This is a genomic window from Bacillus sp. FSL K6-1106 (genome assembly GCF_038005245.1).
In the GTDB taxonomy this organism is placed as follows: Bacteria; Bacillota; Bacilli; order Bacillales; family Bacillaceae; genus Bacillus; species Bacillus altitudinis.
This window is the reverse complement of sequence record NZ_JBBOSV010000002.1, coordinates 434619-456134: the sequence shown is the minus strand read 5'-3', so window position 1 is coordinate 456134 and position 21516 is coordinate 434619. Positions and strand designations below refer to the sequence as shown.

Here is a 21516-nt window from a genome sequence, read left to right as displayed (position 1 = left end):
TTGCAGCCAATGACACGTATCAGAAACTGGATGAAAGAGCATCAGGATGAAGCCATTACGCTTCTTCAGCAAATGGTGCAATGTGACAGCACCCAAGGGAATGAAGAAGACGTGCAGCAGATCGTGGCCAATAAACTGTCCGCCATTAACTTTGATGTAGACGTTTGGGAAATTGGCGGCGATGAATTACTAGAGCATCCTTATTTTTATTCCCCGCGCCGATCTTTTCAAGGGAGTCCCAACGTTGCTGGGCGATTGAAAGGAAAAGGTGGCGGCAAATCGATTTTATTAAACGGGCACGTAGATGTGGTTCCGGCAGGAGATACGAATCAATGGACATATCCGCCTTACAGCGGGCATATCATAAACGGGAGACTTTATGGACGCGGGGCAACAGATATGAAAGGTGGAAACGTTTCTTTACTCTTTGCGCTTGAGGCACTGCATGCGCTTCAGATTCCCCTGAAAGGAGATGTGGTGTTTCATAGTGTCGTCGAAGAGGAAAGCGGCGGAGCAGGCACACTTGCTGCGATATTGAAAGGGTACACAGCGGATGCTGCCATCATTCCAGAGCCAAGTCATATGAATATTTTTCCACTTCAGCAAGGATCAAAGTGGTTCAGGCTGCATATTAAAGGAAGGGCAGCTCATGGCGGAACAAGGTATCACGGTGTTTCTGCTATTGAAAAGAGCACGGTGGTCCTTTCTCATATAGCGGCACTAGAAAAAGAAAGAAATCAGCGAGTGACGGAGCCGCTGTTTCAGCATATCCCGATTCCAATTCCAATCAACATTGGGAAAATTCAAGGCGGTGATTGGCCGTCCTCTGTCGCAGATCTTGTCACAATGGAAGGCAGGCTTGGTGTGATGCCAGGTGAGACAGTTGAGCAGGCAGAGAAGGAATTAGAAAATTGGATGACTGGACTCGCTGAAAAGGATGATTGGTTTCAAGAACATCCTGTGGAGGTGGAGTGGTTTGGTGCTAGGTGGCTTCCAGGGTCAATCGACTCTGATCACCCGCTTTTAGGTCTATTGAAGGAACAATATGAAGAGGTCATGCAGCACCCGCCAAAAGTGGAAGCCGCCCCTTGGGGGACAGACGGCGGATTACTGTCACAAGCAGCGGATATCCCAATCATTGTGTTTGGACCTGGAACGACAGAGCTTGCCCATTTCCCGAATGAATCCATTGAGATCAAACATGTGATTGAAGCAGCAGAAATCATTGCTGGTACGTTGGTCAAATGGTGCGAAGCAGCGGAATGATTCACACACAAAAAAAGAAGGCTGTCTACTCAGCCTTCTCCAGCGTGCAGATAAACCCTCGCATTCGCCCGCTGGTCTGTGCGCCGGTGCTCACGAATGTAACATTCGCTCCGCTCCGGTGCTCGCCCTTCCTAGGCTTCAAAGGTTTTCATGTCACGCTGAAAGGAAGACAACGGGCTATAATAAAAATCATTTTAGCCCTTTGTCAACAATCTGATGAAGGCTGTCTACTCAGCCTTCTCTTTATGTGTATTCTGCTGTTCACACATATAGGTCACTGGACAAAAACGAAGAATACCAGAGCCCAATTTTAATCCGCCGAGCATGATGCCAAAAAGCAGCATTTTACTCCAAGGTTTTCGAGCATATAAGGATCCAGCTACAGTACATATCGTCATTCCGCAGGCAATTCTCATGAGCGCTTCCATTAAGCCAAGATTAGGTTTCATTGCAAGTGATTCTCCTTTTTTAAATTATTTTAAGTGTGATTTCAAGAAATTGTAACGTTTCATTAATGCGTAACGTGGTTCGTTATGTTACGATAGGGCTAATACAAATGAAGGAGAGTATGTGAATGTCCGAACGTACTTTTAATTGGAGAAACAATGACATCCGCACACAAATCGATGTAGTCGACTCAAAAACAGTTCCAACACTCCTTTTAACGAATGGACTCGTGCTAAACCCGTTTTTGAAGCAATGGGTGAAGGCAAATATTTGGATACATGATGATCGAATTGTTTATGTCGGAGCAGAGCTTCCTCAAAATAAATCAGCTAAACGTGTGATTGATTGTGAAGGTAAATACATTGTGCCGGGGTATATTGAACCTCACGCGCATCCGTTCCATATTTATAATCCCCAATCACTTGCAGAATATGTGTCTCAATTTGGCACAACAACGATGGTCAGCGATAACTTATTTCTTCTTTTGCAAAGCAATGAAAAGAAAGCGCTTTCCACTCTGTGTGAATTAAAAAAGCAGCCATTTCAGTACTTCTGGTGGTCCAGATACGATCTTCAAACCGAGGTCAGGTATGAAGATGAGATGCTTCCTATTAACTATCGGAAAGAATGGATTGATCATCCCGACGTCCTTCAAGGCGGCGAATTAACGAGCTGGCCAAGATTAATGGACGGTGATGATCTCATTTTATATTGCATGCAAGAAACGAAGAAGCAGAGAAAACGAATTGAAGGGCATTTCCCTGGGGCTTCTGAGAAAACGCTAACAAAAATGAAGCTGTTTGGAGCGGACAGTGATCATGAAGCAATGAATGCAGACGATGTGCTCAAACGCTTGTCTCTAGGTTATCATGTGTCCTTGCGTCATTCTTCCATCCGCCCAGATTTAGTGAACATTTTAAGGGAATTGCATGAGCGTGACTTTAGGCACTACGATCACTTTTTCTATACAACAGATGGATCAGCGCCTCACTTTTATGAAGAAGGCATGATCAATCGTCTCATTTCCATTGCCCTTGAAGAAGGCGTGCCTACTATTGATGCGTACAATATGGCGACTTTTAACATTGCGAAATACTATCAAATTGATGACTTATTAGGCGTGGTCGGTCCTGGCCGATTGGCTTCTTTGAATATTTTAGATGATCCGATGAATCCAAATCCAGAAACGGTGATTTCTAAAGGGGTAATCCTGAAATTAGAGGGGGAGAACCAGCATCAATTCCAAGAGACAAAATGGGAAAATGGTGGGCTTGAACCATTAGATTTAAGCTATGACCTGACAATGAGTGACTTGCAATTCTCAATGCCGCTTGGTGTCAAAATGCGAAATTCTGTCATCATGGAGCCCTATACAGTGGAGATTGATAACTCTGTCAATCAGCTGTCCTGTGACCATGATCAAAGCTTCTTCAGTTTGATTGATCGAAAAGGCGAGTGGCGCGTGAACACAATGTTAAAAGGATTTGCAAACAAGGTGCAAGGGTTTGTCAGCTCATTTTCAACCACTGGTGACATTTTAGTGATTGGGAAAAATAAAGATGATATGATGCTTGCTCATAAGCGAATGAAAGAAATTGGCGGTGGAATTGTGCTCACAGAAAACGGAAAGATTTTGCATGAAATCCCGCTGCAATTATCAGGCTGTGCATCAGCTGAACCGTTTGAAACGGTTCTTCAGCAGGAGCAAACGTTACGCGAGCTACTCATTGAGCGAGGGTATCCATTTGACTGCCCGATTGATACACTTGTCTTTTTCCAAAGCACACACTTGCCGTATATTCGAGTGACACCAAGAGGAATATTTGATGTCATGAAAAAAACTGTACTCTTTCCGTCTATAATGCGTTAAAATATAACAGAGTGGAGCTGTATCATATTTGCTAGATTTCTGACCGCTGTTATAGGGCAGGAGTAAGCAAAAGATCTCTTCGCTGCTAGATATGGTGACAAAGCATAGGGCTTTGACATGACGAATGAAGTGCCCAATTGTAAAATGAATCTGTCGGTTACGCTGGCCGACCAACATATTTTGAATAATTAAGCAAGGCGGGGCGCAGGTTTGTCGTCTCGCCAAGCTTTCTACACATACTGTTTTTTTAGGGAAAGACTTAACAGAGCAGAAGTGTTCTAGATATCGGAGACAAACAAGTTTGTCAGATTGTCGCACAAGGAATATGACAAAACTTGTCGAATTTGTTTACGATAAAGAAGCTTCGGCTTACGAAAGAACCTGATGGCATTTTCAGCGTAGAACCAAACCTGTCATGATTCGTTCAAAGCTCATTGCTGAGGTTGAAAAAAATGAGTCAGGAAAGATACCGCTTTCTCGGAAAAGTCAGTGCGGAGCGGTGTGCCAATAGTAAAGGAGAAGATGTATAAAGATGCAAATTGATAAATTAAGGGGCAAAAGCTTAGATCAGCTATTCAACTCCATCTTATCCCTTAAAGACCTGGAAGAATGTTATCGATTTTTTGATGATTTGTGCACCATCAATGAAATCCAATCTTTATCACAGCGTCTTGAAGTAGCGCGTATGCTTCGCGAGGGAAATACGTATCACAAAATTGAAACGGAAACAGGTGCAAGTACAGCCACTATCTCACGTGTCAAACGCTGCTTGAACTACGGAAACGATGCCTATACGATGGCACTTGACCGCGTAGCAGAGCAACAAGCAACGGACGAAACAAAATAAAGCAGCTTTCACTGCAAACATTCTTTATGATTTGTCGTTTTGAAGTTGAACAAGTAAGAGCCATTTCATTTGAAATGGCTCTATTTGATATCATCAAGTTCTCCTATAAACCATCGTTCACCTTCATAGGACACTTCATCGTCATCAGTGATCACTTCCTTAAAACCGATGGTTCGCATATTTTGTGCAACAGATATATCCCATTCTTTTTGAATATTTCTCTGATCAGAAAGGGGAAGCCATGTCTGATACTCATCTTGTCTGTTGAAGAAATCTTTCACATAAGAATCCCCTTTAAACACAATGATTTGTGAATGCCATAATCCAGGCAGATCGACTGCGACCACGACACGATATATGTCCCCGTCGTTTGGTTTCAAATCAATGAGATGCTCAGCTCTATTCAATAGAGTTTGAATGCATAGACGTTTGATCTTTTTCGGTGTTCTGTTGGAAGTCATAAAATCATAAGCCGCTGGTAGAGGAAGGTGCCAGTAGTCAGAAACATTCGCCGGAAACGACTGCGTATTTGCGTTCATTTCTTTTATGATCTGTTGAGTCTTTCGTTTCATACCGCGGACCTTTTTTTCACGCATACTCTTTCTCCTTATCAAAGATCTATTAAGTTCTTTATACGTGATTGAGCAAGAATGTCAACGAAAAAAGGTGCGGAAACGCACCTTTTTAAGCTAGACAGACTGCTCTGTGCCTGAGAACATAGGGACTTCACTTGTCTGGCCGTTTTCTTGTCTAAAAATAATATGTTTTTCGTTAAAATGAATAGGTGATTCGATTCCAGCTGCTGCGCATAAATTAAACAAACCTTCTCTAAGGGACAGGATATAATTGCAGACGCGGTATTTCTTTTCTTCAATGGATAAACCTTTTTGCAGCTTTGGATCTGTCGTGGCAACCCCAACTGGGCATTTATTCGTGTGGCATACTTGCGCCCGAATACAGCCAACCGAGAACATCAAGCCCCGTGCGATATTCACAAAATCTGCTCCCATGGAAAGGGCAATGGCAATTTTATCAGGAGAGAGAAGTTTACCAGACGCAAAGAGTTTTACCTGATCTCTGACACCGTATTCCTTCAATATTTGATGAACCATTGGGAGTGCCGTGAAAATCGGCAGCCCTGCGGCATCTGCCAATTCATGAAAGGATGCACCAGTGCCACCTTCTCCGCCATCCACTGTAATGAAATCAGGATGTTTTCCGCTTTTTTTCATATAGAGAGCAAGCTCCTCGATATCTTCTTTATGTCCAACAACTAGCTTGATTCCAACTGGTTTTCCGCCGATGTTTCGCAGTTGTTCAATAAAATCAAGCATGTCAGGAATGGAGTGAAACATCTCGAACCGGTTCGGACTGTCAATGGATTGGTGGGGCGGCAATTTACGGATTTGGGCAATTTCTTCTGTGACTTTTTCACCGTCAATGTGTCCCCCGCGTGTTTTTGCTCCTTGTGCTAGCTTGAGTTCAAAGGCTTTGACTTCCTCGTGCTCGCTTTTTTTCTTAAACTCTTCAAAGGAAAAAGCGCCATCCTCTGTTCTCACGCCAAATAGACCAGGCCCAATCTGGCATATAATATCAGCTCCGCCTTTGAGGTGATAGGGAGAAAGCCCGCCTTCACCTGTGTTCATCCACGTACCGCCAGCCATCTTTAATCCTGAGGATAATGCTGTAATGGCCCTGTCGCCTAAAGATCCGTAGCTCATGGCTGACTGACCAATCAGGCCTTTTACATGGAAAGGCTTTTGACATGTGTGCTCGCCTATCACTTGTACATCGTCTTGATGGAGGTAGTAAGGTTTTGCTTCTACCTCTTTTGTATGTTCACTTCTTCTCAGTAAATTGTCTTGATCGATCTGATACACTTTTGTTTGGATTTTTTCAGATTGATCGATGCGTAACTCATCTCGCTGCTTTGGAAATAGGACGTTGCGAATATAGTAACCAGGCTTGTCAAAATCACGTTTTGATCCAAAGCCCATTGTCCGGCTTTTGTACTTCCCAGACATGACAGCTTGCTCGTATTCTCTTCTTGAGAAAGGAAGCTCCTCTCGATCATTTAGAAACAGATATTGACGAAGCTCAGGTCCTATTTTTTCAAAAATAAACCGTAGCTTTCCAATGACCGGATAATTTCGTAGGACAGAATGCTCTTCCTGTTTTTCATCTCGCATCCAAATCCAGATGAATAAAATGATTGGTATGATGAAAAAAATCACTAATAATGCGCCAATGACAATGAAAGTTGTTGTCACGAAAATCCCCTCTTTTCTCTATCATTACTGTTGTTATTCCACTTTTCATTGAAAGAGAAACCACTTCAACAGATTGTGACGTTTAGAAATGAAAAGGCGGGGTAACTTACAAATAAGATCATAAGGGGAGGGAACATACATGAATAAGCGTCCGAATGCGTATGTACTTGCAGGATTAGGGGTTGGTGGTGCAGTGTTATTAGCAGTGAAAAATAAACAGCATCTCAAAAAATGGGCAAGCATGTTCCGATCAGATGAAAAGGTTCCTGAAAAAGCTGGTCACCCTGATCCGTTAGATATTCAAGACAACAAGATGGTCGATGAAGGGGCCATGACATCCGTCCATTATTTTAATGAAGTGAGACAATAGTTTAGAAAAACCGTTTTGACCATTCAAAACGGTTTTTTCTTGTCTTTTTTTTGATGTGATATCGAAGAGGATCGACAATCGTAAAACCGATCAACCCTTCGTGATCAGGCGTCGAGAAAAGAAATTCAATGCCCGATAAATGATAGGTTGAGAGAACTTCCTGATCCGTAAAACGTAACGAAAGCTCGTCCTCATAAACGGGTGTGTGCTTCAACACCTTGGCTTCTTCTGCAAATAACTCCAGCCCAGCCACTCGGCCCTCTTTGTCGATGTCTACGTTCACACATTCATTCACGTCTAATTCAATGGTTTCTTTGATTGTCCCGATTCGAGGCGGGATGAGATAGATATATCCAATGCCGATCGTTTGATCATATGTGATGGTTCTTTTCAAATCATTCACCTGCTTGGTCGATAGTAAAATGTTCCTTTCATGTATAATATCATGTGATGAGATGAAGTAGCTCTCATTTCAGTTCAGCATCCATCTATTGATCTCCCTCGGCTCCTCTTGAAGTGGAGCTTTTCATATAGTCTCTATTCACCTCGCCTAAAGTGAAAATCGACTATTTTCAAAAGAATGAAACTTTTAGCTGAAGGAGGTTACCCATTTTTTGCGGTGTCTGATTTTGTTATAATATTTAAATGGAATGAAACGAATGGAGGAACGTTTTTCATGTATGATGTTACCGAGTGGAAGCATGTCTTTAAACTCGATCCAAATAAAGAGATTTCCGATGAACAACTTGAAGCGATTTGTGAATCCGGTACGGATGCCATTTTAATTGGCGGCAGTGACAACGTGACAGAAGACAACGTGCTGCAACTGATGTCAAAGGTGCGCCGCTTTCTTGTGCCATGTGTCCTTGAAATCTCGACACATGAGATGATTGTGCCTGGCTTTGACCTGTATTTTATCCCCACTGTGTTAAACAGCGCTCATCCTGATTGGATTGTTGGTCTGCATAAGGATGCGATGAAGGAATACGGTGATTTGATGTCAATGGAAGAGATTGTGCCGGAAGGATATGTCATCTTAAACGAAGAGTGTAAAGCGGCTAAGCTGACAGAGGCAAATACGGCACTGGATATAGATGACGTAAGAGCATATGCGAGAGTGGCAGAGCACTTGATGAAACTGCCCATCTTTTACTTAGAATACAGCGGGACGCTTGGAGACATAGAGCTTGTGAAAGAAACCAAAGCAGTGCTACATGAAACGGTTCTATTTTATGGCGGCGGTATTGAAAGCAAAGAGCAGGCGAAAGACTTTGCACAGCATGCAGACGTTGTCGTAGTGGGAAACGTCATTTATGACAATTTTAAAGAAGCGTTAAAGACAGTCGACGCAGTGAAAAAGTCATCATAGTCAAACAAGACGAAACGGGTTAAAATAGAACATAAGTTCGAATTGGCGGTGAATGAAATGAATGAAATATCGAATCATCTATTAGAAGGGCTGAATGACGCGCAGAAAGAAGCGGTCAAAGCAACAGACGGGCCGTTGCTACTGATGGCAGGAGCAGGTAGTGGAAAAACACGAGTGCTCACGCATCGAATTGCGTATTTAATGGCAGAAAAGCATGTGGCACCGTGGAATATTTTAGCGATTACCTTTACAAATAAAGCAGCAAGAGAAATGCGTGAGCGTGTACAAGCCATTTTAGGGCCTGGTGCGGATGACATTTGGATCTCTACGTTCCACAGCATGTGTGTGCGCATTTTACGCCGCGATATTGACCGTATTGGTGTGAATCGCAACTTTTCTATATTAGACACATCTGATCAGCTTTCAGTCATTAAAAACATTTTAAAAGAACGAAATATCGATCCTAAAAAGTTTGATCCACGTAGCATTTTAGGTTCAATCAGTAGTGCAAAAAACGAACTCATTGACGCAGAGGAATACGCAAAAACAGCCGGTGACTTTTACGATCAAGTCGTCAGCGACGTCTACACAGATTATCAAAAACGATTACTCAAAAACCAATCACTCGATTTTGATGATCTTATTATGATGACGATTCGTCTGTTTGAGCGGATCCCTGAAGTATTAGAACACTATCAGCGAAAATTCCAATACATTCATGTCGATGAGTATCAGGATACAAACAGAGCGCAGTACATGCTTGTGAAATTGCTCGCTCAGCGTTTTCAAAATATATGTGTGGTCGGTGACTCGGATCAGTCTATCTATCGCTGGCGTGGAGCGGATATTACAAACATTCTTTCCTTTGAAAAAGATTATCCGTCCAGTGAAGTGATTTTGCTTGAGCAAAATTACAGATCGACTAAACGTATTCTGAATGCCGCAAACACGGTCATTCAAAACAATTCAAACCGTAAGCCAAAAAACCTTTGGACAGAAAATGACGAAGGAGCGAAGATTGCCTATTACCGTGCAGATAATGAATTCGGTGAAGGTCAATTTGTCGCTGGCAAGATTCGTCAGCTCCATCAGAGCGGCAAGCGTAAGTTATCTGATTTTGCGATCCTCTATCGAACGAACGCTCAGTCACGTGTCATAGAGGAAACGTTAATGAAGGCGAACATTCAATACAACATCGTCGGCGGCACGAAGTTCTATGACAGAAAAGAGATCAAGGACATTTTGGCTTACTTACGCCTTGTGTCAAATCCAGATGACGACATTAGTTTTGCGCGCATTGTCAACGTACCAAAGCGTGGAATTGGGGCGACTTCTGTTGATAAAATTGCCGCATACGCAGAAATGAATGATCTCTCTATGTTTGAAGCACTTGGTCAGGTGGATTTCATTGGACTCAGTGCAAGAGCAGCCAATGCACTTGATGAGTTCAAACAGCTCATTGACCAAATGACAAATATGCAGGATTATTTATCTGTTACAGAATTAACAGAAGAAATCCTAGAGAAAACAGGCTATCGTGAAGCACTGAAGGTAGAAAAAACAATTGAAGCACAAAGCCGTCTAGAAAATATTGACGAGTTTCTCTCTGTGACTAAGAACTTTGAAGAACAAAATGAAGACAAGTCCCTTGTGACCTTCCTGACAGACCTCGCCCTTGTCGCAGATATCGATAAGCTGGATGAAAATGAGGAAGAAAATCAGGATGCGGTCATTTTAATGACGCTTCACGCAGCAAAAGGACTTGAATTCCCTGTTGTGTTCTTAATGGGAATGGAAGAAGGCGTCTTCCCGCACAGCCGTTCATTAATGGAAGATGCCGAGATGGAAGAAGAGCGCCGTCTCGCTTACGTGGGGATCACACGGGCCGAAGAAGAGCTTTATTTATCAAGTGCGAAGATGAGAACGTTATTCGGCCGGACGAACATGAATCTGGAATCACGATTTATCAGAGAAATACCAGCTGATTTATTGGACAACCTAAATGAGAAAAAAGAAACGAAAACACCATTTGGCCAAACGAGAGAAAGACCGCAAAGACGAGGGCCTGTCTCACGTCCCCAAACGCAAACCATTCAAAACACAGGCGGCGGCAGCATTGGCTGGGCTGTCGGTGATAAAGCCGCTCATAAAAAATGGGGCGTTGGCACGGTTGTGAGTGTAAAAGGTAGTGGGGATAGTACAGAGCTTGATATTGCCTTCCCAAGCCCTACAGGCATTAAGCGTCTCCTTGCCGCATTTGCGCCAATCGAAAAGCAATAAACTGATAGGACTGACAAAACGGATGAAGTGAAAGGAAGAAGCAGATGGATAAAGAAGCAGCGAAACGCCGGATCGAGGAACTACACCAGATTTTGAATCAATACAACTACGAATATCACACACTGGATCGTCCAAGTGTTCCTGACGCTGAATATGATGCGCGGATGCGTGAGCTGATCTCTCTGGAGGAAGAATACCCTGATTTAAAAGCAGCGGATTCACCCTCGCAAAGAGTAGGAGGTGCTGTTTTAGACGCCTTCCAAAAAGTACGTCACGGTACACCGATGCTCAGTCTCGGCAATGCGTTTCATGAACAGGACCTTCTTGATTTTGACCGCCGGGTTCGTCAAGCAGTCGGTGACGACGTAGCTTACAATGTCGAGCTGAAAATTGACGGACTCGCTGTTTCTCTCCGTTATGAAAATGGCGTGTTTGTCCGGGGTGCCACGCGGGGTGATGGGACAACAGGTGAGGATATTACCGAGAACCTCAAAACCATTCGTTCCATCCCGCTCAAAATCAATCGGCCTCTGTCGATTGAAGTGAGAGGCGAGGCATTTATGCCAAAACCTTCTTTTGAAGCCCTTAACGAAAAAAGATTGCAAAACGAAGAAGAGCCGTTTGCGAACCCGCGTAATGCGGCTGCTGGCTCACTTCGTCAGCTCGATACGAAAATTGCAGCGAAACGAAACCTTGATATCTTCGTCTACAGTATAGCGGAGCTTGATGAAATTGGTGTTAATACGCAAAGCGCAGGACTTGATCTTCTCGATGAGCTTGGCTTTAAAACGAACAAAGAAAGACGGCTGTGCCAAACCATTGAAGAAGTGATCGACCTCATTGAAACACTGAAAACAAAGCGTGCTGATTTCTCATACGAAATCGATGGCATTGTTATTAAAGTCAATTCATTGGCTCAGCAAGAAGAACTAGGCTTCACAGCAAAAAGTCCACGCTGGGCTGTTGCGTACAAATTTCCGGCCGAAGAAGTCGTGACGAAGCTGATTGATATTGAACTAAGTGTGGGGCGTACTGGCGTCATCACCCCAACAGCGATTCTTGAGCCTGTAAAAGTGGCAGGGACGACAGTGCAACGTGCATCTCTTCATAATGAAGATTTAATCAAAGAGAAGGATATCCGCCTTTTTGATCAAGTGATTGTCAAAAAAGCGGGCGATATTATCCCAGAGGTTGCAGGGGTCCTTGTTGATCAGCGAACAGGAGAAGAAAAGCCGTTTCACATGCCGACTGAATGTCCAGAGTGTCAAAGTGAGCTGGTTAGAATTGAAGGAGAAGTGGCGCTTCGGTGCATCAATCCACAATGCCCCGCTCAAATACGTGAAGGACTCATTCATTTTGTGTCTCGTAATGCGATGAATATTGATGGGCTAGGAGAGCGAGTCATTACACAACTTTTCAAAGAACAGCTTGTATCTCGTGTATCAGACCTTTACCGTTTAACTAAAGAAGAGTTGATTCAGCTAGAACGAATGGGCGAAAAATCAGTCGATAATTTACTGCGTTCGATCGAGCAATCGAAAGAAAACTCTCTTGAACGTTTATTATTTGGACTTGGTATTCGATTTATTGGTTCTAAAGCAGCGAAGACGTTGGCCATGCACTTTGAGGATATCGATCAGTTAAAACAAGCAACGAAAGAACAATTACTTGAAGTAGATGAAATTGGTGAAAAAATGGCCGATGCAGTCGTCACGTACTTTGAGAAAGAAGAAATACTAGATCTGCTAAATGAATTAAAAGAACTTGGGGTCAATATGACCTACACAGGGCCAAAACCGGTGAAAGTAGAAGAAAGTGATTCCTACTTTGCAGGAAAAACGATTGTGCTGACGGGGAAATTAGAAGAAATGTCGCGAAATGATGCAAAGGCAGCGATCGAAGCATTAGGCGGCAAGTTAGCAGGTAGCGTAAGTAAAAAAACAGACTTAGTCATTGCCGGCGAAGCAGCTGGAAGTAAGCTGACAAAGGCAGAAGAACTCAATATTGAAATTTGGGACGAAGCCAAAATGCTCGAGGAGCTAAAGAAATAAGAGGAGTGTTTTCTATTGAAAAAGTTGCTATTGCTGCTGACAATGCTCACACTGGTATTGTCAGCGTGTGCACCTTTTGGGGGAAAGGATGAGGAAGAGGTCACACAAAAAACGGATGAAACGAAAGAAACAGCGATCATCCCAATGTACAACATCTCTGATTCCTATTACAAAATGGTGCTACCGTTTAAACAAGGAGCGGCAAGAGGACTAACAGCAGAGCGTCTCAATACACGCTTAGACATTGATGAATTTGAAACAGGACTCATGCGCCTGGCAACAGAATCATTCAATACAAACGACTATCTGTTCCAAGAAGGACAGCATTTAGATGAAGATACTGTTCTCAGCTGGCTTGCCCGCAAAAAAACAGGCAGTGATCTGAAAAAAGCTGAAAAAGAAGACAAAGACTTTAAGAACTTAGGTTTAAACCCTGCTCTTCCAAACTCAGGTTCAACAAAGTCAAAAAATGAAAATAGTCCAATCTACTTAGCTTCCATGCTAGAACATAATTACTTAATCAGAAAAGATAAAAATAGCTTACAGCTTGGCGGGGTTGTCATCGGTCTTGCGCTTAACTCTGTCTATTATTATCGCGAAAATATCGGGGATCCTCAGCAAGAGGTGACCATCGATTCATCGAAGAATTCAAAGAAACTTTTAGCAGAGGGCGAAAAAATTGCGGAACAAGTCATTAAACGACTTCGTCAAATGGACGGACTGCAAAAAGTCCCAGTCATGATTGCCCTTTATAAACAAGCACCAAAATCATCTATTGTTCCAGGAAACTTCATCGCTAAAACCGATGTAAAAGCAGGATCAGCTGATATTAGTAGTTGGGATACGATTAAAGAAGAGAATGTCTTCTTCCCTTCAGATAATGCCAAGAGCAGCTACAAAGATGATTCAGAGCGATTTGACCGCTTCAAGACAAAGGTAGAAGACTACTTTCCGAATTACACAGGTGTGGTAGGCAAAGGTTTCTATAAAAACGGGAACTTGCAAAAAATGAAAGTAGAAATTCCAATGCAATTCTACGGAAAAACAGAAGTCGTGGCATTCACGCAATACTTAACAGGTGAAGTCATGGATTACTATAAGAGCACCAATATAGAAATCAACATCACCTCTTCTGATCAGCAAGAAGCCCTCATCACAAAAAATGCTGAAGACAAAGAACCAACGGTCCATATATATGACTAAATAAAAACCGCCTTTTGGCGGTTTTTAGCGTGTAGACAAACCCTCGCATTCTTTGTCAGTTCTGCGTGCTGGTGCTCACGAATGTGAAATTCGCTCCGCGCCAGTACTCGTCCTTCCTAGGGCTGCAAAGGTTTTCTATCACGCTGAAAAGAAGACAAAGGGCTAAAATCAAGTTCATTTTCGCCCTTTGTCAACCATCTGAAAACCGCCTTTTGGCGGTTTTTTATTTCTAATTAGAGGAATTTTTCAACTTTTGTCAAAGTATGTGAAGAAACCAAAAGGAAAGGCAGGTATGTTGATGATCGTATAAATGCTGATTACCGTCATGTATAAGTAAAAAGACGATAAAAGGAGAATCAGCATGCATAAAGAAGTAAAAGCACGATACGATGAACAAATGGTCTTAAAGAAAGCGGCTCTACTCTATCATTTTCAGCCAGAACAGGTCACATTTCTAGCCGATGCAGAAAATTATGTGTATGAATATACGGATGAAAAAGGGTCGAGTTATATATTGAAAATTACCCATACCATTCGCCGCTCCCGCACATATATTCTAGGAGAAATGGACTGGATTCGGTATTTATCTCAACATGGAATCTCAGTAGCTAAACCGGTTTTATCCGCAAGAGGAAAAGATGTTGAAGCGATTCCCGATCAAGCAGGAGGCGCTTTTTTGCTGAGAGTGTACGAAAAGGCGCCTGGCAGAAAAGTGACCGAAGCAGATTGGAATGGACAGTTGTTTCAAGCGTTAGGAGCCTATACTGGGCGTATGCATCAAACGACTAAACAATATCAAGTGAAAGATCCTCGCTATAAGCGTCAAGAGTGGTATGAGGAGGAGCAATTAAAGCTTGAAACGTATATTCCTTCTGATCAAACGGTTGTGTTGCAGAGAAAAGATGAACTGATGCAAAAGCTTCACCAGCTCCGAATATCCAAGGATGTCTATGGACTGGTGCATGCGGATTTACATCACGGGAACTTCCATTATCATCAGGGAGAAATCATTGCATTTGATTTTGATGATTGTGGGTATCACTGGTTTATCAATGATATAAGCATTTTGCTATACAACGTTCTTTGGTATCCGGTGATTCCGTATGAGGATAAAGCTGAATTTACGGGTGAATTTATGAGCCATTTTCTCAAAGGCTATCGACAGGAGAATGAGCTTGATGACGCATGGCTGGCGACAATACCAGATTTCCTTATGCTGCGTCATATGCTTATTTATGGGCTTTTACATCAAGCATTTGATCTCCGAACACTAAGCGCTGACGAAAGTGCCATGCTGGCGCGTTTTCGAAAGGAGATTGAGGACAAAACCCCAATTACGCCTTTTGACTTTCATCAGCTAACAACATAAATAGAAAGCCCCTTGCTGTTTCACATAGCAAGGGGCTTTTTATCCTAAACCGTATCACACTTCACACCAACAACGCCTTCTAAATCTTTAATATCAAAGTACACATCGGTTGTATAGCGGTCTTTATGTACGCGAACACGTACTTCCATGATCGGATAGTCTTTTTCCTTTAAATCATCAATACGTACAGAATGAATGCGAATATTGAGTGCTTTCATTTCTTTTAAAATCTCTGTCATGCGGTTTCGATCAGAAAGTGACATTCTGATGCGGATTTCTTTTTCCTGTAAGCGAATGGGTCCAATCCGCTGGAAGAGCCAAGGTAAAAATTCCACACTGACGAGAATAAAGAAAAGACTGAGGAAGGCTTCTTTATAAAAACCTGCACCTGTTGCAACCCCAAGTCCTGCTGCTCCCCAAATCATCGCAGATGTCGTAAGACCTGAGATGACGTCATTGCTTTTGCGAAGAATCACACCTGCTCCAATAAAACCAACACCAGATATAATTTGCGCCGGTAACCTGAGTGGGTCCATTTGAAGCTTAGAGACTCGAGGGAAATTGTAGGCTGCATCAATGCTGATGATGGTTAATACGCAGGAGCTGACAGCAATGACAATACACGTTTTCAGCCCAAGCGGCTTTTTCTTAAGTTCGCGTTCAAGACCGATGATCAAACCGATTAAGGTGGCAACGGCTAATTTTAAGACCGTATCCCATTCAATTGTCCAAAACATGCGTATCGCTCCTTTCACTTCATGTACGTTTCACATCATGTATATGATCTTCTCACAGCCCATATGGCTGCACAACTTCTATTTTATTCAGAAACGGGAGAAAGAAAAGCATTTTATTTAAAAATAAAGAGAGTCATCCGCATAATGCAGATGACTCCTCATGTCTAGTTATTTTGTTTCTTCTTCGAGATGGTCTTCCATTTTGCTAAATAGCTTTTTAGAAGCTTTAGACGGTTTATTTGTTAAGAGGCTGACAATAATAGCAGTCAAACCACTTAAAATAAATCCAGGAACCATTTCGTACAATCCAGTCGTGTTGTTTAAGCCTGTTGAAATCCAAACGAGAACGACAACAGCCCCAACAATCATTCCGGCTAAAGCGCCATGATGAGTCATTCGTTTCCAGTATAGACATAACAAGATGACTGGACCGAATGAAGATCCAAATCCAGCCCAAGCATAACCGACAAGGTCAAGAATAGTATCACTTGGGTTTAGAGAGAGACAAATGGCAACAATCGCTACGACTAGTACAGAGATACGTCCAATCATCACAAGTTCTTTGTCAGAGGCTTTTCTTCTAAAGAATGTACGGTATAAATCCTCTGTCATCGCACTTGCAGTGACAAGCAGCTGAGAAGAAATTGAACTCATAATTGCAGCTAAAATGGCAGAAAGTAAAAATCCAGTAATATATGGATGGAATAACACTTTAGAAAAAACAATAAAGATGGTTTCTGGGTCTGCCAAAGTGGTGCTTGTTTCATGAACATACGCCACGCCGACTAAACCGACAGATAGTGAACCAATGACAGACACAATCATCCAGCTCATACCGATACGACGTGCTGGCTTTAAATCTTTTACAGTCGTAATCGCCATAAAGCGAACAATAATGTGCGGCTGTCCAAAGTAACCGAGTCCCCAAGCGAGGAAGGAAATAATGCCAATGACGCTCGTTCCTCTAAAAATATCAAGCAATTTAGGGTCAATCTGTTGAATATCATTGAATGTGGCAACAGGTCCACCTAATTGAGTAAAGGCAACGATCGGCACGAGCACTAATGCTAAAAACATAATAGCTCCTTGAACAAAATCAGTTAAACTAACTGCCAAAAAGCCGCCGAATAGTGTGTACAAAATGACAATACTAGAAGTTAAGATTAAGCCAAACATATAATGAGCACCAAACGCTGATTCAAATAAGCGTCCGCCTGATACCATACCTGATGAGGTGTAAAGCGTAAAGAAAATCATAATGATGACAGCTGAGACAGCTTTCAATAAAGTAGATGAGTCTTTAAACCGTTTGTCAAAAAAGTCTGGAATGGTAATCGCATCATCAGCAACTTCTGTATACGATCTCAATCGTGGCGCTAGGAATAGATAGTTTAAGTAAGCCCCACTAATTAACCCAACAGCAAGCCATCCAGATGAAAGACCAGTTGTATACATAGCGCCTGGAAGCCCCATCAGCATCCACCCACTCATATCAGCTGCACCAGCAGATAGAGCCGTTACATAAGGACCTAACCCGCGTCCGCCTAACATATAATCATTCAAGTCGTTTGTTTTTCTGAATGCATACCAGCCAATGGCAAGCATTCCAATAAAATAAATAGATAGAGAAATTACAATCTCAATACTCATGTTTCCATATCACCTTTTTCGTATTAATTTGACATCACCTCAATCAAAATATACAAAGAACAGCCTATTGAACTGTCTGCTCACTGCTATGGTTACTTAACCTATCAGAGTATTCCCAAGTGATCAACCTTCTTAAACATCCTCATCATACAAAAAAATACGTGTATGCGTGATAAGCCTCTATATGTAAGCGTTTACTCAATTAAATAAAAGAAAAAATTTTCTGAAAAATAAAAGTCACCTTGATGAATATTTTAGAAAATGGCTGCACCACAATGACATATTAGTGGACAAAGCCTTTCTAGGCGACCTCGTAAAGTTGCTTTAGAACAGTAAAATTTGATATGATAAAGTGTATATGACTTATGATCATGACCACGAACACGTATCATTTTTGGAGGTGAACCTGCATGTCAAGAATTTCAATAGAAGAAGTAAAGCATGTTGCGCATTTGGCACGGCTTGCGATTACAGAAGAAGAAGCTGAGATGTTTACAGAACAGCTTGATAGCATCATTTCATTTGCAGAGCAGTTAAACGAGGTAGATACGGAAAACGTTGAACCAACAACACACGTATTAAAAATGAAAAACGTCATGAGAGAAGATGTTCCGAATAAAGGTCTTTCCATTGAGGCAGTCATCAAAAACGCGCCTGATCATAAAGACGGCTATATTCGTGTGCCATCAATTTTGGACTAAAGGAGGCCTGAGGCATGTCACTGTTTGACCACAAAATTTCTGAATTAAAAGAGCTTTTACATAAAAAGGAACTGTCTGTTTCTGATTTAGTGGACGAGTCTTATAAACGAATCCATGAAGTAGACGGGAAAGTACAAGCATTCCTAGCGCTGGACGAAGAGAAAGCACGTGCGTACGCAAAAGAATTGGACGAGGCCGTTGGTGAAAAGGACGAGCTTGGTCTATTGTTCGGTATGCCGATCGGTGTCAAAGATAACATCGTGACGAAAGATTTACGTACAACGGCATCAAGTAAAATCTTGCAAAACTTCGATCCTATTTACGATGCAACCGTTGTGAACCGCTTAAGAGAAGCGGAAGCTGTCACAATCGGTAAATTAAACATGGACGAATTTGCGATGGGATCTTCTACGGAAAACTCAGGCTTCAAAGCAACGAAAAACCCGTGGAATTTAAACACAGTTCCAGGTGGATCAAGTGGTGGTTCAGCAGCATCTGTTGCAGCTGGAGAAGTACCATTCTCTCTTGGATCAGATACAGGCGGCTCCATTCGCCAGCCAGCATCATTCTGTGGTGTTGTGGGTCTTAAACCAACGTATGGCCGTGTATCTAGATACGGTTTAATCGCATTTGCTTCATCATTAGATCAAATTGGGCCGATTACGCGTAATGTTGAGGACAACGCATATGTTCTTCAAGCGATTTCTGGTGTTGATCAAATGGACGCAACGAGTGCAAATGTCGATGTCCCAGATTTTCTTTCTTCATTAACTGGCGACATCAAAGGCTTGAAAATCGCTGTGCCAAAAGAATATCTTGGCGAAGGTGTTGGCGAAGAAGCAAAAGAGTCTGTTCTTCAAGCATTGAAAGTATTAGAAGGACTTGGTGCCACATGGGAAGAAGTGTCTCTTCCGCATTCTAAATATGCGCTTGCGACGTACTACTTACTGTCATCTTCAGAAGCATCTGCAAACCTTGCTCGTTTTGACGGTATTCGCTATGGCTACCGTACAGACAATGCAGACAACCTGATTGATTTATATAAAAATACCCGTTCTGAAGGCTTTGGAGACGAAGTGAAACGCCGCATCATGCTTGGCACATTCGCTCTAAGCTCAGGATATTACGATGCATACTATAAAAAAGCGCAAAAAGTCCGTACGCTTATCAAAAAAGACTTTGAAGATGTTTTCGAAAAGTATGATGTCATTGTAGGACCAACAACACCAACTCCGGCATTTAACATTGGTGAAAAGACAAGCGACCCACTCACAATGTATGCAAACGACATTTTAACGATCCCTGTTAACCTTGCAGGCGTTCCAGGAATCAGTGTGCCTTGTGGATTTGCAAATGGTCTTCCGTTAGGACTGCAAATCATCGGTAAACACTTTGATGAAGGAACCGTTTACCGCGTGGCTCACGCTTTCGAACAAGCAACAGATCATCATAAAGCAAAACCTGAACTGTAAGGGGTGAATCAGAATGAACTTTGAAACGGTAATTGGACTTGAAGTCCACGTAGAGCTCAAAACACAATCAAAAATTTTCTCAAGCTCACCGACGCCTTTTGGTGCGGCTGCCAATACGCAAACAAGTGTCATCGATCTTGGTTATCCTGGCGTACTGCCTGTGCTGAACAAAGAAGCGGTGAACTTTGCGATGAAAGCAGCAATGGCACTGAACTGTGAGATTGCAACTGATACAAAATTTGACCGTAAAAACTATTTCTATCCTGATAACCCAAAGGCGTATCAAATTTCTCAATTTGATAAACCGATCGGTGAAAACGGCTGGATTGAAATTGAAGTAGACGGCAAGACAAAACGAATTGGTATTACACGTCTTCATTTGGAAGAGGATGCAGGAAAACTGACGCACACAGGCGACGGTTATTCACTCGTCGATTTCAACCGTCAAGGTACACCACTTGTTGAAATCGTATCTGAGCCTGACATTCGTACGCCAGAAGAAGCGTATGCTTACTTAGAAAAATTAAAATCCATTATTCAATATACAGGCGTCTCTGACTGTAAGATGGAAGAAGGCTCACTGCGCTGTGATGCCAACATTTCTCTTCGTCCAATCGGCCGTGAAGAATTTGGAACGAAAACAGAGCTCAAGAACTTGAACTCATTCGCATTCGTCCAAAAAGGTCTTGAGTTCGAAGAAAAACGCCAAGAGCAAGTATTGCTTTCTGGCGGATTGATCGAACAAGAAACTCGCCGCTATGACGAAGCGTCTAAAAAGACGATCCTCATGCGTGTCAAAGAAGGTTCTGATGATTACCGCTACTTCCCAGAACCAGATTTAGTGGAGCTGTATATTGATGACGAGTGGAAAGAACGCGTAAGAGCATCCATTCCAGAGCTTCCAGACGAGCGCCGCAAACGCTACATTGATGAACTTGGACTTCCTGCATATGACGCAATGGTACTGACGCTGACAAAAGAAATGTCTGATTTCTTTGAAGCGACCATTTCAGAGGGTGCTGAAGCGAAGCAAGCATCAAACTGGCTCATGGGTGAAGTATCTGCCTACTTGAACTCGGCTCAAAAAGAGCTGGAAGATACGAAGCTAACGCCGCAAGGACTGGCTGGGATGATCAAGCTTATCGAAAAAGGAACGATTTCTTCTAAGATTGCCAAAAAGGTATTCAAAGAACTTATCGAAAATGGGGGCGACGCAGAAACAATCGTCAAAGAAAAAGGACTTGTCCAAATTTCTGACGAAGGTGCACTGCTCAAACTTGTCACAGAAGCTCTTGATAACAACCCGCAATCCATTGAAGACTTCAAAAATGGAAAAGACCGTGCAATTGGTTTCTTAGTCGGACAAATCATGAAAGCATCGAAGGGCCAAGCAAACCCGCCGATGGTCAACAAGATTCTTCTCGAAGAAATCAAAAAACGATAAATTGCAAAAACCGCCTCATGGAAGAGGCGGTTTTTTTGTTGATGGATATGACAGGGTCTTATCACAGATTCAGACCACCGCCGTATATCAATTCATTGGTTCTTTTTTTATAATGAAGCATAAGCTTTAGCACATATTCGAAGGGGATAAAGGTGAACTAAAGTGAACAT

Annotated in this window: 18 protein-coding genes; 12 read left to right on the top strand and 6 right to left on the bottom strand. The window is 42.4% G+C overall.

The annotated features are described in order from the left end of the window. A complete protein-coding gene (locus MHI20_RS16905) occupies nt 1–1266 on the top strand; it encodes a peptidase (RefSeq protein ID WP_178896572.1) in 1266 nt (421 codons plus the stop codon). 227 nt (nt 1267–1493) lie between these two features. On the opposite strand, the gene MHI20_RS16900 is transcribed toward MHI20_RS16905, so the two are convergent. Further along, complete coding sequence (locus tag MHI20_RS16900) at nt 1494–1715, bottom strand: YgaP family membrane protein (protein ID WP_008344274.1); 222 nt, start codon at nt 1713–1715, stop codon at nt 1494–1496. Between the two features lie 125 nt (nt 1716–1840). Between MHI20_RS16900 and MHI20_RS16895 the strand changes: the two genes are divergently transcribed. Continuing rightward, on the top strand, nt 1841–3583 hold the full coding sequence (locus MHI20_RS16895; RefSeq protein WP_024719407.1) for an adenine deaminase C-terminal domain-containing protein: 1743 nt from the start codon (nt 1841–1843) through the stop codon (nt 3581–3583). Nucleotides 3584–4115: 532 nt separating this feature from the next. Beyond that, on the top strand, nt 4116–4430 hold the full coding sequence (locus MHI20_RS16890; RefSeq protein ID WP_007496879.1) for a YerC/YecD family TrpR-related protein: 315 nt from the start codon (nt 4116–4118) through the stop codon (nt 4428–4430). A gap of 80 nt (nt 4431–4510) precedes the next feature. On the opposite strand, the gene MHI20_RS16885 is transcribed toward MHI20_RS16890, so the two are convergent. Further along, the gene (locus MHI20_RS16885; protein ID WP_072367862.1) at nt 4511–5026 is read right to left on the bottom strand and encodes a DUF3916 domain-containing protein; all 516 of its coding nucleotides are present in this window, start codon (nt 5024–5026) and stop codon (nt 4511–4513) included. 93 nt (nt 5027–5119) lie between these two features. After that, nucleotides 5120–6700, bottom strand: a complete 1581-nt coding sequence (locus MHI20_RS16880) for an FMN-binding glutamate synthase family protein (RefSeq protein ID WP_340940015.1) — start codon at nt 6698–6700, stop codon at nt 5120–5122. A gap of 139 nt (nt 6701–6839) precedes the next feature. Between MHI20_RS16880 and MHI20_RS16875 the strand changes: the two genes are divergently transcribed. Further along, a complete protein-coding gene (locus tag MHI20_RS16875; RefSeq protein ID WP_017366762.1) occupies nt 6840–7070 on the top strand; it encodes a hypothetical protein in 231 nt (76 codons plus the stop codon). Between the two features lies 1 nt (nt 7071). On the opposite strand, the gene MHI20_RS16870 is transcribed toward MHI20_RS16875, so the two are convergent. Further along, nucleotides 7072–7464 (bottom strand): DUF2283 domain-containing protein, encoded by a 393-nt coding sequence (locus MHI20_RS16870; protein WP_340940013.1) that lies wholly within the window; start codon nt 7462–7464, stop codon nt 7072–7074. 282 nt (nt 7465–7746) lie between these two features. On the opposite strand from MHI20_RS16870, the gene MHI20_RS16865 reads away from it, so the two are divergent. The 5 genes from MHI20_RS16865 to MHI20_RS16845 all read left to right on the top strand — a co-directional run bounded on the left by MHI20_RS16865 (nt 7747) and on the right by MHI20_RS16845 (nt 15342). Beyond that, nucleotides 7747–8439, top strand: a complete 693-nt coding sequence (locus tag MHI20_RS16865) for a heptaprenylglyceryl phosphate synthase (RefSeq protein ID WP_041506655.1) — start codon at nt 7747–7749, stop codon at nt 8437–8439. Between the two features lie 57 nt (nt 8440–8496). After that, a complete protein-coding gene (pcrA, locus tag MHI20_RS16860; RefSeq protein WP_249855811.1) occupies nt 8497–10719 on the top strand; it encodes a DNA helicase PcrA in 2223 nt (740 codons plus the stop codon). Between the two features lie 44 nt (nt 10720–10763). Then, nucleotides 10764–12770 carry an NAD-dependent DNA ligase LigA gene (gene ligA / locus MHI20_RS16855; protein ID WP_274660854.1) on the top strand — a complete coding sequence of 669 codons (2007 nt, stop codon included), beginning with the start codon at nt 10764–10766 and terminating at the stop codon, nt 12768–12770. Between the two features lie 15 nt (nt 12771–12785). Beyond that, nucleotides 12786–13973: a CamS family sex pheromone protein gene (locus tag MHI20_RS16850; protein ID WP_144667858.1), complete on the top strand. Its 1188-nt coding sequence runs from the start codon at nt 12786–12788 to the stop codon at nt 13971–13973. A gap of 361 nt (nt 13974–14334) precedes the next feature. Continuing rightward, complete coding sequence (locus MHI20_RS16845) at nt 14335–15342, top strand: phosphotransferase enzyme family protein (RefSeq protein ID WP_046527516.1); 1008 nt, start codon at nt 14335–14337, stop codon at nt 15340–15342. Between the two features lie 44 nt (nt 15343–15386). Here the strand turns inward: MHI20_RS16845 and MHI20_RS16840 are convergent, their stop codons facing one another. After that, nucleotides 15387–16079 carry an MgtC/SapB family protein gene (locus MHI20_RS16840; RefSeq protein ID WP_008344247.1) on the bottom strand — a complete coding sequence of 231 codons (693 nt, stop codon included), beginning with the start codon at nt 16077–16079 and terminating at the stop codon, nt 15387–15389. Nucleotides 16080–16247: 168 nt separating this feature from the next. Further along, entirely contained in the window at nt 16248–17729 is a 1482-nt protein-coding gene (putP, locus tag MHI20_RS16835; RefSeq protein ID WP_056705658.1) for a sodium/proline symporter PutP, read from the bottom strand. A 410-nt stretch (nt 17730–18139) separates the two neighbouring features. Between putP and gatC the strand changes: the two genes are divergently transcribed. Genes gatC through gatB form a run of 3 tightly spaced genes read left to right on the top strand, consistent with a single transcriptional unit; the run spans nt 18140 to nt 21346 of the window. Then, nucleotides 18140–18430: an Asp-tRNA(Asn)/Glu-tRNA(Gln) amidotransferase subunit GatC gene (gene gatC, locus MHI20_RS16830; RefSeq protein WP_003213898.1), complete on the top strand. Its 291-nt coding sequence runs from the start codon at nt 18140–18142 to the stop codon at nt 18428–18430. A gap of 14 nt (nt 18431–18444) precedes the next feature. After that, nucleotides 18445–19902 (top strand): Asp-tRNA(Asn)/Glu-tRNA(Gln) amidotransferase subunit GatA, encoded by a 1458-nt coding sequence (gene gatA, locus MHI20_RS16825; protein ID WP_007496857.1) that lies wholly within the window; start codon nt 18445–18447, stop codon nt 19900–19902. 13 nt (nt 19903–19915) lie between these two features. Then, on the top strand, nt 19916–21346 hold the full coding sequence (gene gatB, locus MHI20_RS16820) for an Asp-tRNA(Asn)/Glu-tRNA(Gln) amidotransferase subunit GatB (protein WP_007496855.1): 1431 nt from the start codon (nt 19916–19918) through the stop codon (nt 21344–21346). Nucleotides 21347–21516: the final 170 nt, after the last annotated feature.